This window comes from uncultured Winogradskyella sp., from assembly GCF_937958655.1.
GTDB lineage: Bacteria > Bacteroidota > Bacteroidia > Flavobacteriales > Flavobacteriaceae > Winogradskyella.
In genome coordinates this window covers 1-14,779 of the sequence record NZ_CALGNH010000032.1, presented here as the reverse complement: position 1 = coordinate 14,779, position 14,779 = coordinate 1, and the positions used below count along the sequence as shown (strand labels likewise).

The window sequence follows — 14,779 nt, the reverse complement described above, 5'->3', positions numbered from 1 at the left end:
GAAAATTAAAAGTAAAAAACATGCAAAATTACAAAAATTTGTGCAGATTGCTAGTAAAATATTATGTTTGCACGCATTAAATTTTAGTTAATAAGTTGAAAATTTTTCACAATAAATCAGAATTATCTCACCATTTATCCAATTTAAGGGTAAATAAAGGTTCTGTTGGGTTTGTACCTACAATGGGAGCACTTCATAATGGGCATTTATCATTAGTAACAAAAGGCTTGAGTGAAAATGATTATATTGTTGTGAGCATATTTGTTAACCCAACTCAGTTTGATAACCCAGAAGACTTAGTTAAATACCCAAGAACATTAGAGGCTGATGTGTCGCTTTTAAAAACAGTAAGTGACAAAACAATTATTGTTTATGCGCCAAGTGTAGAGGATATTTATACCGATACTGTAAAATCTCAATCCTTTAGATTTGATGGTTTAGAACATGAGATGGAAGGTGCTTTTAGAGATGGACACTTTAATGGTGTTGGTACTATTGTTAAACGCTTGTTTGAGATTGTAAAACCAAATAGGGCTTATTTTGGTGAAAAAGATTTTCAGCAGTTGCAGATCATTAAGAAATTGGTAGAATTACACCGTATGCCTGTTGAGGTTATAGGTTGTCCAATTCATAGAGCAGAAGATGGCTTAGCAATGAGTTCTAGAAACACAAGATTAACAAAGCATCATAGAACGGCAGCGCCATTTATATACAAAACCTTAAAAGCTGCTAAAGTAAAGTTTGGCACAAAAAGTGCGAAAAATGTAACGGAATGGGTTGAGAAACAATTTAAAAAACAAGAACTACTAAAGTTAGAGTATTTTATAATTGCAGATTCCAAAACCTTAAAACCAGTAAAACGTAAATCAACTAAAAAAACATATAGGGCGTTTATAGCTGTATATGCAGGAGATGTAAGACTTATAGACAATATCGCCTTAAATTAATTACCTTTACCACATGCAAATTCAAGTTGTAAAATCCAAGATACATCGCGTAAAATGTACAGGTGCTAAACTCAATTACATTGGGAGTATAACTATTGATGAGGATTTAATGGATGCAGCCAATATTATTCAAGGTGAAAAAGTTCAAATTGTAAATAATAATAATGGTGAGCGTTTAGAAACGTATTGTATTCCTGGACCACGTAACAGTGGTGAAATAACGTTAAACGGAGCTGCGGCTCGTAAAGTTGCAGTTGGCGATATTTTAATATTAATAACATACGCCTTTATGGATATTGAAGAGGCTAAAGTTTTTAAACCTTCCTTAGTATTTCCTAATGAGGATAATAATCTTCTAAAATAGGTTTTGACACCCAAGTATAAAAAAATACTAACCATTGTAATTCCCATAGTAATTAGCGTTGGTTTAGTATGGTATTCTTTAAGTAAAGTTCCTTTAGGTCAAATTATTGTAGAGGCGAAAAAAGCGGACTTTAAGTGGATTTTTCTCAGCGTTATTTGTTTGTCCCTAAGTCACTTATCTAGAGCTTATAGATGGCTTTTTATGCTAGAGCCTTTGGGTTATAATGTAAGGTTTAAAAACAGTGCAATGGCTGTGTTTTCTACTTATTTAATTAATTATGGTATTCCTAGATCTGGAGAAGTCGCCAGAGCAACCATTTTATCAAATTATGAGGGTGTTCCTTTTGAGAAAGGCTTTGGTACTATTGTAGCAGAGCGCGTGGCAGATTTGTTTATGATGATGATTGTTGTTGCTATTACATTAGTTATTCAATTTGACTATATAAAAGCATTTTTTTCTGAGCGGCTAAATACTAATCTATTTGTTCTGTTATTAATTTTGATGATAGTCTTTGCTGGTTTAGTTCTTTTTTTAAGACAAAGTAAGTCGCAAATTTTTAAAAAAATAAAAACATTTATTAACGGACTTATTGAAGGGGCTTTAAGTATTTTTAAAATGAAAAAGAAATGGGCATTTATTGCGCATACGTTGTTTATTTGGGGAATGTACTTGCTTATGTTTTATACTACAACGTTTGCTTTTGAGCCTTTAGAGAACATACCTTTAGCAGCAGTTATGATTGGTTTTATTTCAGCCAGTTTTAGTGTTGCCGCAACAAATGGAGGTACAGGCGCTTATCCTGCTGCGGTGTATGCTGCATTTTCAATTTTTGGTATATCAAAGGATCCTAGTTTTGCATTTGGCTGGGTGTTATGGGGCTCTCAAACACTTATGATAATAGTATTAGGAGGACTATCTTTAATTTATTTACCAATCTATAACAGAAAGAAAAGCACTGTTTAGATTTTTTTTTACCTTGCTGTATCTTTAATCTACCTACAGCATGGCTAAATTTTACCAACTACTTTTATTACTACTAACAACAGTTAGTTTACACGCACAAGTTATTAGAGAAACTATAGAATCTAATAGCTTAGATAGCAATCGCAATTTAAAAATACAATTGCCAAGAAATTATAACCCTAAAGCCGAACGTGCCTATCCACTAATAGTTGTTTTAGATGGAGATTATCTATTTGAGCCCGTAGCAGGTAATGTAGATTTTAATGCATATTGGGAGGATGTGCCAGATTGTATAATTGTTGGTGTAGAGCAAGATCTATTTAAAGCTAAAGATTTTTCGTTTGATGAAGAAACTAATGACTTAACTGCGGATGGTTTGGCATTTTATAACTTTATAGATAAAGAGTTAATTGCTTTTATGGACAGAAATTATAAAACATCTAGTTATAGAGTAGTGGTAGGGCACGATTTAAGTGCAAATTTTATGAATTATTTTTTGGCAGTAAAACAACCAATTTTTAGAGCCTTTGTAGCGTTAAGTCCAGATTTATCACCTAAAGTATCGGAGCAATTGCCGCAATGGTTATTAAGTTTAGAAAAAGAATCGTTCTATTATTTAGTTACGGCAGAAGCGGATATAAAAGCACAAAGAAATAAAATAATAGAGTGCGATTCTAAGCTAAAAACGATTACAAATGCTAAATTAAATTATAAGTTCAAAAATTTTGAAGACGCTAATCACTATTCGTTAGTTGGTAGAGGTATTCCCAAAGCATTAGCCCATATATTCGCGTTATATAAACCTATAAGTAGAAGTGAGTATAAAGAGAAGCTTTTAAACGCTGAAGACTCACCTTATAATTACTTAATAAATAAATATGAAGCTATTAAACATTTCTATGGCTTTAAGAAAAGGCTAATCGAAAATGATATAAGAGCGGTAGCTGTAGCGTCTAAAAAGAAAAACGATACAAACTCATTAGAAAATCTTGCATTACTCATTAAAAAAGAGTTTCCTAATTCTATGTTAGGAGCTTATTATATGGGTATGTTTTATGAAGAAATAGGAGACTATAAAAAAGCCTTATTGCAATATAAATCCGGACTACTGTATGAGCCTTCTCAGTATATTGATAAAGAAATTATGTTAGATAAAATGTATGAAGCACAAGATACATTAGGAAATTAATTTTAGTCAAGTAACGTTTTAGTTTAATAATATCCAATATGTTTAATATACATAAGTCAACAACTTTGAAAACAGAAAATGCCCTAATAACACTTATACTGCTTCTACTTTGTTTATCAATTAGCGCCCAAGTAGATTATAGAGAAATTAAATCGTCCGAACTAAATGCGGTACGGCAACTAAAGGTAAAGCTTCCTAAAAATTACGACCCTTCTTCAGAAGTTAAGAATCCTGTAATTATAGTCTTTGACGGAGATTATTTATTTGAGCCAGTCGCAGGGCAAGTTGATTTTCAAACTTACTTTGATGAGATGCCAAGTTCTATTATTGTTGGTATTGTACAAGGATCAGAGCGCAGTTACGATGGATACTGCGATGACTATACAGGTTTGCCAAAAGAGTCTGGTTTAAATTTTCATAATTTTATTGCCAATGAGCTTATTCCTTTTTTAGATGAGAATTACAATACAAGCCCTTTTAGAGTGGCAGTTGGGCATGACCTAATGGGTAATTTTATTAACTCGTATCTTTTTAAAGAAGATCCAATTTTTAATGCCTATGTATCTATAAGTCCAGATTTAGTAGGTACGGTTAGAGATTATTTAGGGAAACGTTTAGAGGTTTTTAAAAGTGATATATTTTATTACATGGCCACATCAAATAAAGATTTACCATACATTAGAGAAGCCGTGTTAGATGCTAATACGCAGATTTTAGAAGTAAAAAATCAGTACTTAACCTATTATTTTGATGATTTTGAAGATGATAATCATTATACACTTGTAACCAGTGCTATTGCAAAATCTTTTGATAAAATTTTTGAACTCTATAAGCCAATTAGAGACAAAGAATTAGAAGAAAAAGTAAAACCTTATGACGATACTTTAGATAAATATCTAATAGAAAGGTACCAAAGAATAGAAGATTTTTTTGGTATTAAAAAACAAATTTCAGAAAATGAATACGAAAAATTTGTTGAAGTTGCAGAACAAAGAGAGGATTTAGAATCCATAGAGCGTATAGGTAAACTTGCCAATAAATTAAGCCCAGAACTTGTTTTAGGAAATCATTATTTAGCTCTGCACGCCGAGAAAACAGACAATACAAAACGTGCCATAAAATTATACGAAGAAGCTTTAACCCTGCAAGAAAGTTACCGTATTACATATGGATATATTGAATCTAAACTCGAAGAACTTAAGGGAGTTGTAGAAACCCTTGCATTAGAAAAAGAAATTGAAAAAGAAGAGAAACAGATTAAAAAAGAAGAAGAAAAACTAAAAAAGCAGAAAGCCAAAGAAGACGCTAAGGCCAAAAAAACAAAGAAAGAAGACAATGAAGAAAACAAGTAATGTGTAATGGCTAAAGTAAAAACAACTTTTTTTTGTCAAAATTGTGGTAGTCAATATAGTAAATGGCAAGGGCAATGTACATCTTGTAAAGTATGGAACACTATAGCCGAAGAAGTTATTCAAAAACCCGAAAAAAGTAATTGGAAGCCCTCAGCGGATACAACAAAAAGAGCCTCAAAACCCTTAAAGATAAATGAGATAGATACCACGCAAGAGGATCGTTTAAACATGTACGATGCAGAATTTAACCGTGTGCTCGGAGGAGGTATGGTAAAAGGATCACTAACGCTTTTAGGTGGTGAGCCAGGTATAGGTAAGAGTACATTACTACTTCAAATTGCTTTAAAACTTAGCTATAAAACCCTTTATGTCTCTGGTGAAGAAAGCCAAAAACAAATAAAGATGCGTGCAGAGCGCATAAATCCAAACGATAATAACTGTTATATTTTAACCGAAACTAAAACACAGAATATATTTAAGCAAATTGAAAGTTTAAAGCCAGATATTGTTGTTATAGATTCTATACAGACCCTACATAGTGATTATATAGAGTCCTCAGCAGGTAGTATTTCACAAATTAAAGAGTGCACTACAGAGCTTATAAAGTTTGCTAAAGAAACCTCTACTCCCGTTCTGCTAATAGGGCATATAACAAAAGATGGCCATATTGCTGGTCCAAAAATATTAGAGCACATGGTAGATACCGTGTTACAATTTGAAGGAGATCGTAATCATGTATTTAGAATTTTAAGAGCTCACAAAAATCGTTTTGGTTCCACAAACGAGTTAGGAATTTACGAAATGCAAGGTTCTGGTTTAAGAGAAGTGACTAATCCTTCTGAAATTTTAATTTCTGAAAAAGACGGTGAATTATCTGGTAATGCTATTGCTGCAACATTAGAGGGTTTAAGACCATTAATGATTGAAGTACAGGCCTTAGTGAGTTCAGCAGTTTATGGCACACCACAGCGTTCAGCAACAGGTTTTAATGCTAAACGATTAAATATGCTTTTAGCAGTTTTAGAAAAGCGAGCTGGCTTCCGTTTAGGTGCTAAAGATGTATTTTTAAATATAACAGGTGGTATCACAGTAGATGATCCTGCAATAGATTTAGCAGTCGTTGCATCCATATTATCTTCTAATGAAGATGTTGCTTTACCAAGTAATTATTGTTTTGCAGCTGAAGTTGGTTTATCTGGAGAAATAAGACCAGTGCAACGCGTAGAGCAGCGTATCTTGGAAGCCGAAAAACTAGGATTTTCAACCATTTTTGTGTCTAAATACAATAAAATTGCTTTAAAAAATACAGGTATTAAAATTCAATTAATTTCAAAGATTGAAGATTTAGTTGGGTTTGTGGTATAGATATACAATGAAAAATAGTATTGTTATAGCGTTATGTTTTTTTATGTTTTATTGGTAACTCCCAAACACAAGAAGCAACATTACACTTTTTAGATGCACATCAATTGAGGGATATGGACTAATTTTTCAGAGATACAAAATTAAATTTAGACGATGAATCTGCTATTTGGGATGAAATAATAGTTAATGGAATTACATTTCATGGTTTTGAGCATGATGTAAAATTTGAATATATATATGCAAAAAACCACAAGCGCTTTCCTTTATTATTAGATATTTTAACTGAGGGTGAAGTTACACTCTATGGCAATATTGTTAATAAAACGGTAAATGCACCTTCAATAGATGGCGATATTGCTATGACTGTACCAAATTCATATTCTAAGGTAAAAGTTAAACGTAATGAAGAGTAACTCGCCACAAAACTTAAAGGAGGATTTAAAAAATCTATTATTGCATATTTCGGTCAATGCAGTTGTTTAATAAAAAGGAATTGATAATCATAAATTTCGTTGAGCAACTTTGATTGATCTTGTTAATTATTATAATGATTTTTGTGTCGAGGACTAACTTCAAAATTCTTTTATACAATATTTCTTAGCCTTAAATTGTGATTTAGACTTTAAGATCACTAAAAATCCATCAAATTTCATAATTTTGCACACTTATAAAGAAATGCGAATAATGAGCCAAAAGTTCCCTGAATATAAAGGACTTAACTTGCCAAGAGTTGCTAATGAAATTAGTAACTATTGGGAAGAAAATAACATCTTCGAAAAAAGTGTATCTACAAGAGAAGGTGCAGAACCTTATGTGTTTTTTGAAGGTCCACCTTCTGCAAATGGTTTACCAGGAGTTCACCATGTATTAGCGCGAGCGATAAAAGATATTTTTCCACGTTACAAAACCATGAAAGGTTTTCAGGTAAAACGTAAAGCGGGTTGGGATACACACGGACTACCAGTAGAACTTGGCGTTGAGAAAGAACTCGGCATTACCAAAGAAGACATTGGGACTAAAATTACCGTAGAGGAGTATAACGAAGCCTGTAAAAAAGCTGTAATGCGTTATACAGATATTTGGAATGATCTTACACAAAAAATGGGCTATTGGGTAGATATGGATGATCCATACATTACCTATAAACCTAAGTATATGGAATCTGTATGGTGGCTAATAAAGCAGATTTATGATAAAAACTTGTTGTACAAAGGCTACACCATTCAGCCATATTCGCCCAAGGCAGGTACTGGTTTAAGCTCGCACGAATTAAACCAGCCAGGCACCTACCAAGACGTAACAGATACTACGGTTGTAGCTCAGTTTAAGGCAAATGAAGCGTCATTACCTGATTTTTTGCAAAACGAAGGCGATATTTATTTCTTAGCTTGGACAACAACACCTTGGACCTTACCGAGTAACACAGCATTAACCGTTGGGCCTAAGATTGATTATGTTTTAGTAGAAACCTATAATCAGTACACATTCAGACCAATGAATGTGGTTTTAGCAAAGAGTTTAATAGGTAAGCAATTTGATGGAAAATACAAACAAGTTGAAGCCAAGCCAGAACTTTTAGAATTTAAAGAAGAAGATAAAAAGATTCCTTTTTATGTAGTTAAAGAATTCAAAGGAAAAGATTTAGTTGGAATTACTTACGAACAGTTGCTAGACTTTAATCTTCAATTTGAAAACAAACAAAATGCATTCCGCGTAATTTCTGGTGATTTTGTAACCACAGAAGACGGTACAGGTATAGTACATACGGCACCAACCTTTGGTGCAGATGATGCTTTGGTAGCTAAACAAGCCACACCAGAAATTCCACCACTATTGGTAAAAGATGAGTATGATAATTTAGTACCGTTAGTAGATTTACAAGGGCGTTTTAGACCAGAGTTAGGTGAGTTTTCTGGCAAGTACGTAAAGAATGAATATTACAATGATGGTGAAGCACCAGATAAGTCAGTAGATGTAGAATTAGCCATTAAATTAAAGATAGAAAATAAAGCCTTTAAGGTTGAAAAATATAAACACAGTTACCCTAATTGTTGGAGAACAGATAAGCCAATATTATATTATCCACTAGACTCATGGTTTATTAAAGTTACAGATGTAAAAGGGAGAATGCATGAGTTAAACACAAGCATAAACTGGAAACCTAAATCAACAGGCGAAGGACGCTTTGGTAATTGGTTGGCTAACGCTAATGATTGGAATTTATCGCGCTCACGCTATTGGGGCATTCCATTACCAATTTGGAGAACCGAAGATGGTAAAGAACAACTATGTATAGGTTCGGTTGAAGAGCTTAAAACCGAAATGGCAAAGTCAGTAAAAGCAGGATTAATGACCGAAGATATTTTTGCCGATTTCCAAGTTGGTAATATGTCTGATGAAAATTACGAGACAATTGATCTGCATAAAAATGTGGTTGATAAGATTGTATTAGTTTCACAATCTGGCAAGCCTATGAAGCGTGAAAGCGATTTAATAGATGTTTGGTTCGATTCTGGCTCTATGCCTTATGCGCAGTGGCATTATCCTTTTGAAAACCGAGACTTTATTGACAAAAAAGGGGCTTTCCCTGCAGACTTTATTGCCGAAGGTGTGGACCAAACAAGAGGTTGGTTTTACACGCTTCATGCCATCGCAACTATGGTTTTTGATTCTGTAGCCTATAAAAATGTGGTATCTAATGGATTAGTTTTAGACAAAAATGGGCAGAAGATGTCTAAACGATTAGGCAATGCTGTAGATCCTTTTAAAACCCTATCAACATATGGAGCAGATGCCACACGTTGGTATATGATAATGAATGCAAATCCATGGGATAACTTAAAGTTCGACAGCGATGGTATTGCAGAAGTAAGCCGTAAATTTTTTGGTACACTGTACAATACGTACTCATTCTTTTCGCTATACACTAACTTAGATGGTTTTAACTATTCTGAGGATGAAGTTCCCATGAATAAAAGACCAGAATTAGACCGTTGGATCTTATCAGAATTAAACACACTTATTAAAAAAGTAGATGCCTTTTATGCAGATTACGAACCAACAAAGGCTGCGCGTGCAATATCTAATTTTACACAAGATTATTTAAGCAATTGGTACGTACGTTTAAGTAGAAGACGTTTCTGGAAAGGCGACTACCAAGCAGACAAAATTTCGGCATACCAGACCTTATACACATGTATGAGTACCATTGCCAAGCTAGGCGCACCAATTGCACCGTTTTTTATGGACCGATTATATTTAGATTTAAATGCAGTTACCAAAAAAGAGTCATTTACAAGTGTGCATTTGGCCGATTTTCCTAAAGTAAATACATCGGCTATTAACAAAGTGCTAGAGCGTAAAATGGAAAATGCACAGACAATATCGTCCTTAGTATTATCGTTAAGAGCTAAGGAAAAGATTAAAGTGCGTCAACCCTTGCAAAAAATTATGATTCCTGTAGATAATCAACAGCAAAAAGAAGAAATTGAAGCGGTCTCTGATTTAATAAAACAAGAAGTTAATATAAAAGATATAGAGTTATTAGAAGATGCCTCAGATATCTTGGTAAAACAAATAAAACCTAATTTTAAAGCTTTAGGGCCTCGATTTGGTAAAGATATGAAGCTGGTTTCCAACACTATAAATACGTTTTCGGCACAGGACATCAAAAAAATTGAACAAAATGGTAATTTAGATGTCGAAATTAACGGAAAAAATATTACTTTAGAATTGAGTGATGTAGAGATTACATCACAAGATATTGAAGGGTGGTTAGTAGCCAATGAAGGTGCTTTAACAGTAGCTTTAGATGTAACTATAACAGAAGAATTACGCAAAGAAGGTATCGCAAGAGAGCTCGTTAATCGTATTCAAAATTTACGTAAAGATTCTGGTTTTGAAGTTACAGATCGTATAGAAGTGCAGCTTCAAAAAGACGATTTAGTTTCAGCAGCAGTAGCCTCTAACGAAGCCTATATTAAGTCTGAAACATTAACAGAAGATTTAAAAATAATGGATACTATAAATGATGGTATAGAAATTGCTTTTGATGAGGTCAATACCAAATTATTTATACAAAAACACTAATAGATATGGCAGAAGATGTAAAAAACAGATATTCAGATAAAGATCTGGAAGCATTTAGAGTTTTAATTCAAGAAAAAATAGACAAGGCAGAGCACGATTTAGAGTTGATTAAAAGTGCGTATATGAATAATCATAACAATGGTACCGATGATACCTCGCCAACGTTTAAGGCTTTTGAAGAAGGTAGTGCTACTATGAGTAAGGAAGCAAATTCTGCATTAGCTATTCGCCAAGAAAAATTTATTCGCGATCTTAAAAATGCAATGATTCGTATTGAGAATAAGACTTATGGTGTATGTAGAGTAACGGGTAAATTAATAAATCCAGAGCGTCTTAAGCTAGTGCCGCATGCTACGCTGAGTATTGAAGCAAAAAATATGCAGAAGTAAAGTCCCTATTTAAAAGGGATTTCATCATAATAATGATGTTACTTATATTTTGAAACAAAATAAAACTATAAAGCCTTGTATTCTTAATGTCAAGGCTTTTTTTGTTCTCATTTGCATTATAAACTTGTCGGCTCAAGGGCAAAATATTTTGAAAAAACAAATTGAGGCAAAACCTATTGAAAATATTATAATTAATGGTAATCAAATCTTTAATATTTTTATTACTACATCTAATACAACTAATATCTCGATAGCATCGATACTCGATGGTGAATACCAAAACGATTATCAAATAGTTTCAAAAGAAGAGAATAATCAACTTACTTTAAGTTTAGAACTTATGTCCTTTGAGAATATAGCAGACGATAAACGAAATGCGCATAAGGTTATTGCAGCAGAACTTCATCTAGAAATTCCAGAACAGTTAAACTTAAATATTGTGAGCGATGTTGGCTCAGTTAATTTAGATGGTAATTTTAAAACAGTTTTTGTGAAACTTAAGCAAGGCTATTGTAATGTAAAAGGATTATCAAAAAGCGCAGTTATAAATACAATTGAAGGCAACATAAAAGTTATTACAAAGAATGCAAAAATTAGTGCTTCATCTTATAAAGGTAAAATTATGATAGATGATTTTGAATCGCCCTATTTTGTTTGGACTTTGAATTCTATTAATGGTAATATAACAGTTGTTAAACCATAATAAACGGTTACATTTGCTTCAATACTATAACATTAAATCTTAATAGGGAAATGATATGTCTCTAAAGAAAGCCTCAATTATTATTACCCTAATTTTGCTAATAGATCAGGTTAGTAAAATTTATATAAAAACACATTTTCAATTGGGTGAAACCATTAAAGTACTATCATGGTTTGAAATAGCTTTTGTGGAAAACAACGGTATGGCTTGGGGAGCAAAATTGAGTGATTTTTTTACTTCTATTTCAGATAAATCTGCCAAGTTAATTTTAACCTTATTTAGAATTGTAGCTGTAACAGGGATTGGCTTTTGGTTAGTGGATGTTACCAAAAAGCAAAAGCCTAAAATTTTAATTTTTGCTATTGCTATTATTTTTGCTGGTGCTTTAGGTAATATTATTGATTCTGTATTTTACGGACTAATGTTTGGTGATAGTACGTTTGAGGTAGCCACCTTTTTACCAGAAAAAGGGGGATATACGGAGGTCTTTCATGGTAACGTTGTAGATATGTTACATTTTCCTATTTGGAGTGGTGTATTACCAGAAGGGTTGCCTTTTGTTGGCGGTAAGTATTTTTCATTCTTTGATCCTGTTTTTAATGTTGCAGATATGGCTATAAGTACAGGTATTGGTATTTTGATTGTGTTTAATAAGAGAGCGTTTAAATAAAATTTTTGTAATGAGATTTAGGATCGTATTTGTATTGTTTTTACTTAGTTTTTTTCTCTCTTGCAATACCAAGGAGGATTCCGTTATTTCTAATACTACATATAGTATTGTGGATTCAAAAATTACCTTCAATTCTAATGCAAAACAGTTTGTAGGTGCCAATGCGTTGCATAGCTTTGGAACGGGCAGTGAGGATATGCCATTATGGAATTTAAATATTGCCAGAGAGTTTGTTGGTAATGTAAATGAAAATCCTATTGAAGGAACACCAGTACAAGATGCGAACGGTCAATTTTTACATTCACTACAAGCCATAGTAGACGATAATAGAGCTAATAATTTAGTTACAATTCTATGTCCATTTGGCTGGGATGGACAAGCTAGTAATCTACTGACGGGAAAATTTCCTGCAGAAACTGCTTTTTGGGAAGCGTATAAGGTTAAGTTAGCACTCTGGGCAGAGCATTTTAAAGAGCAATCAGATGTTTGGATAGAGGTTTGGAATGAGCCCTACAGGTTTGATCGTATGGATGGTTATACAGATCAAAATTGGTTAAGTACTATGACCGAACTTTACACTATAATTAGAAATACAGGTAATACCAATATTGTTTTAATTCCTTGCGCAGAGCAAGGGCAAGATGAAAGTGTATTAATTAATATTGGTAATCTGTTTTTAGATACAACAGACAATGTGTTATTTGATATACACGCTTATGAAAAATGGCTTTTAGAACCCACAGCCGAAATAGAAAATAGAATTCAAAATTTAGTTGATTTAAATTTACCATTATTTTTTGGTGAAGTAGCTCCTGTAAATTCTGGCGTTTTAATGAACCCAGAAGTGTTTTTAGATATCATACATAATAATCAATTATCTTATGCTGCTTGGCTTTGGAAATACGACGAAACAGATCAGGATGCTTTATTAACTTCAGATGGATCACCTAATAATTTTAATAACAATAATTGGGGAACACTTTTTAGATTTTTTGCATTTAAGGATCGTTTATAAAAAGCTATGAATCTTGTGAGGTGTTATGCAATAGTCTAATCTAATATCTTCTTTTAATGTTTTTATGCTAGTGCTTACAGCTTCAAAAAACGACAAACCTATTTTTAGAGTTTCAGGTTTACACTGACTTAAAAATCGGTCGTAAAATCCTTTGCCATAACCAATGCGGTTACCTGTATAATCAAAAGCCAAAAGAGGGATAAAAACAACATCTATAATTTCTGAAGCGATAGCGATACCATCAATTGGTTCAGGAATATTGTAGTCATTTTTTTTAATTCTAGTATTATCTGTCAGTAGATAATGCGTCATACTGTAATCTTCAAAATTACTTTTAGAAATGACAATGTTTTTATCTTTTCCTGCTAATATGTTTAGTATATATTCGGTGTTGATTTCTTTCTGTTCTTCAATAGTCAAGAAGATATGATAAAATGATTTATCCCATATATTGAGAGTCAATAAACGATTGGCAATCATTAGGCTTTTATTTTCAAGGTCTTCTATTGAGAGTTTCTTACGTAGTTGTTTATATCGTTTTCTAAGTTCTGACTTTGTCATCATTCAAACTTTGTAGATATATGAAAAATAGCATCGCCTTGGTAAATTATTGGAGATTCATTCACGTTAAAAATATAACCATCGTTAGGGGCTTTAACAAAGTGATTAAAACTACCATAAGGATCTGTAATATGACCTAGTACTTCATCCTTTTTAACCAGAGTGTTAACTGAAACGTTAGACTTAAACATGCCAGAATGATTAGCTCTTACCCATTTACTATCTGCTATAATAATGCCATTTTTCTTAGGCTTAGAGACCTTAAATTTGTGGTTTAACATGCCTAAATGATGCAATACACGCTTTGTGCCATTAACGCCAGTATTGGTTACGGTATTATTAATATGTGAGGATTTACCACCTTCAAACAATAACATAGGTATTCCTAGTTTATAACATGAATTCCTAAACGATTTATTTAAATTTTTTGAATAGTAAATAAAAGGGGCGCCAAATACTTTTGCCAACTCATCTAAAACAGCTTCGTTCTTTACAATTCTAATTTGTGAGGCATTAAATCGATCTGCACCTCCAGTATGAAAATCTAATATTAAATCTGCATGAGGTACAATCTCAGTCATTAATTTATGAGCCACTCTGCTTGCTAGTGAGCCTCCTTTTCCTCCAGGAAATACCCGATTTAAATCGCGACCATCTGGAAACTCTCGATCCATCTGAATAAACCCAAACACATTAATTACCGGAATACAAATAATAGTTCCTTTTTTGGGTTTATTTATGCCTTTAGCAATGATTTGTCTAACGATTTCTACACCATTAACTTCGTCTCCGTGTATGCCTGCCGTAATTAAAACGGTAGGGCCTGGCTTTTTAGAGCGTTCAATAATTACTGGCACATCAATGGTATTTTGTGTGTGGAGTTTAGCTACATTAAAGCTTACCTTAACACTTTCGCCAAGCGCAACGCTTTCTCCTAATATGTGTAATACTTCTTTTTCGCTCATGTTTACTTCCCGTGAAAACGGGAATCTTATTTACTTCCTGCGAAAGCAGGAATTTCTTTATTTATCTTATCTCTATCGTCGATTGCGCTCAATAAACGTAATAATAGCTCTTGCAATATTTTTTTGTGTAGCCCCTTCAATACCTTCTAAACCAGGTGTAGAATTAACTTCCATAATTAATGGGCCTCTTGTAGATTGTAACATATC

General features: G+C 33.0%; 13 protein-coding genes and 1 pseudogene. 11 read left to right on the top strand and 3 right to left on the bottom strand.

Features of this window, described 5'->3' with window-relative positions; genetic code table 11:
* Positions 1-95 precede the first annotated feature (95 nt).
* From panC to Q0800_RS06690, 11 genes are all read left to right on the top strand, one after another.
* The gene (gene panC / locus Q0800_RS06740; protein WP_299128496.1) at positions 96-947 is read left to right on the top strand and encodes a pantoate--beta-alanine ligase; all 852 of its coding nucleotides are present in this window, start codon (positions 96-98) and stop codon (positions 945-947) included.
* Positions 948-960: 13 nt separating this feature from the next.
* On the top strand, positions 961-1,311 hold the full coding sequence (panD, locus tag Q0800_RS06735) for an aspartate 1-decarboxylase (protein WP_299128495.1): 351 nt from the start codon (positions 961-963) through the stop codon (positions 1,309-1,311).
* A gap of 3 nt (positions 1,312-1,314) precedes the next feature.
* Positions 1,315-2,274 (top strand): lysylphosphatidylglycerol synthase transmembrane domain-containing protein, encoded by a 960-nt coding sequence (locus Q0800_RS06730; protein WP_299128494.1) that lies wholly within the window; start codon positions 1,315-1,317, stop codon positions 2,272-2,274.
* A 40-nt stretch (positions 2,275-2,314) separates the two neighbouring features.
* Positions 2,315-3,463: an alpha/beta hydrolase-fold protein gene (locus Q0800_RS06725; protein WP_299128493.1), complete on the top strand. Its 1,149-nt coding sequence runs from the start codon at positions 2,315-2,317 to the stop codon at positions 3,461-3,463.
* 65 nt (positions 3,464-3,528) lie between these two features.
* The gene (locus Q0800_RS06720) at positions 3,529-4,815 is read left to right on the top strand and encodes an alpha/beta hydrolase-fold protein (RefSeq protein WP_299128492.1); all 1,287 of its coding nucleotides are present in this window, start codon (positions 3,529-3,531) and stop codon (positions 4,813-4,815) included.
* Positions 4,816-4,821: 6 nt separating this feature from the next.
* A complete protein-coding gene (gene radA, locus Q0800_RS06715) occupies positions 4,822-6,180 on the top strand; it encodes a DNA repair protein RadA (protein WP_299128491.1) in 1,359 nt (452 codons plus the stop codon).
* A gap of 684 nt (positions 6,181-6,864) precedes the next feature.
* Positions 6,865-10,269 carry an isoleucine--tRNA ligase gene (gene ileS, locus Q0800_RS06710; RefSeq protein WP_299128490.1) on the top strand — a complete coding sequence of 1,135 codons (3,405 nt, stop codon included), beginning with the start codon at positions 6,865-6,867 and terminating at the stop codon, positions 10,267-10,269.
* 5 nt (positions 10,270-10,274) lie between these two features.
* Positions 10,275-10,658 (top strand): TraR/DksA C4-type zinc finger protein, encoded by a 384-nt coding sequence (locus tag Q0800_RS06705; protein WP_299128489.1) that lies wholly within the window; start codon positions 10,275-10,277, stop codon positions 10,656-10,658.
* Between the two features lie 148 nt (positions 10,659-10,806).
* A complete protein-coding gene (locus Q0800_RS06700; protein ID WP_299128488.1) occupies positions 10,807-11,361 on the top strand; it encodes a hypothetical protein in 555 nt (184 codons plus the stop codon).
* Positions 11,362-11,416: 55 nt separating this feature from the next.
* The gene (locus Q0800_RS06695) at positions 11,417-12,031 is read left to right on the top strand and encodes a lipoprotein signal peptidase (protein ID WP_299128486.1); all 615 of its coding nucleotides are present in this window, start codon (positions 11,417-11,419) and stop codon (positions 12,029-12,031) included.
* A gap of 10 nt (positions 12,032-12,041) precedes the next feature.
* Positions 12,042-13,046: a cellulase family glycosylhydrolase gene (locus Q0800_RS06690; RefSeq protein WP_299128484.1), complete on the top strand. Its 1,005-nt coding sequence runs from the start codon at positions 12,042-12,044 to the stop codon at positions 13,044-13,046.
* Here Q0800_RS06690 and Q0800_RS06685 read toward each other — a convergent pair.
* The 3 genes and pseudogenes from Q0800_RS06685 to Q0800_RS06675 all read right to left on the bottom strand — a co-directional run.
* Entirely contained in the window at positions 13,041-13,607 is a 567-nt protein-coding gene (locus Q0800_RS06685) for a 5-formyltetrahydrofolate cyclo-ligase (protein WP_299128633.1), read from the bottom strand. The two genes, Q0800_RS06690 and Q0800_RS06685, sit on opposite strands and share 6 nt — an antisense overlap.
* Positions 13,607-14,572: a succinylglutamate desuccinylase/aspartoacylase family protein gene (locus Q0800_RS06680; RefSeq protein WP_299128481.1), complete on the bottom strand. Its 966-nt coding sequence runs from the start codon at positions 14,570-14,572 to the stop codon at positions 13,607-13,609. Before Q0800_RS06680 ends, Q0800_RS06685 begins: the two co-directional genes overlap by 1 nt.
* Before the next feature lie 72 nt (positions 14,573-14,644).
* A pseudogene (locus tag Q0800_RS06675) lies at positions 14,645-14,779 on the bottom strand (30S ribosomal protein S6--L-glutamate ligase); the annotation flags it as partial.

Bases quoted from the DNA above. Each gene is read 5' to 3' on its own strand.
- ileS (WP_299128490.1), top strand. From the start codon at position 6,865: ATGAGCCAAAAGTTCCCTGAATATAAAGGACTTAACTTGCCAAGAGTT.
- Q0800_RS06695 (WP_299128486.1), top strand. From the start codon at position 11,417: ATGTCTCTAAAGAAAGCCTCAATTATTATTACCCTAATTTTGCTAATA.
- Q0800_RS06690 (WP_299128484.1), top strand. From the start codon at position 12,042: ATGAGATTTAGGATCGTATTTGTATTGTTTTTACTTAGTTTTTTTCTC.
- Q0800_RS06725 (WP_299128493.1), top strand. From the start codon at position 2,315: ATGGCTAAATTTTACCAACTACTTTTATTACTACTAACAACAGTTAGT.
- Q0800_RS06680 (WP_299128481.1), bottom strand. From the start codon at position 14,572: ATGAGCGAAAAAGAAGTATTACACATATTAGGAGAAAGCGTTGCGCTT.
- Q0800_RS06685 (WP_299128633.1), bottom strand. From the start codon at position 13,607: ATGACAAAGTCAGAACTTAGAAAACGATATAAACAACTACGTAAGAAA.
- panD (WP_299128495.1), top strand. From the start codon at position 961: ATGCAAATTCAAGTTGTAAAATCCAAGATACATCGCGTAAAATGTACA.
- radA (WP_299128491.1), top strand. From the start codon at position 4,822: ATGGCTAAAGTAAAAACAACTTTTTTTTGTCAAAATTGTGGTAGTCAA.
- Q0800_RS06705 (WP_299128489.1), top strand. From the start codon at position 10,275: ATGGCAGAAGATGTAAAAAACAGATATTCAGATAAAGATCTGGAAGCA.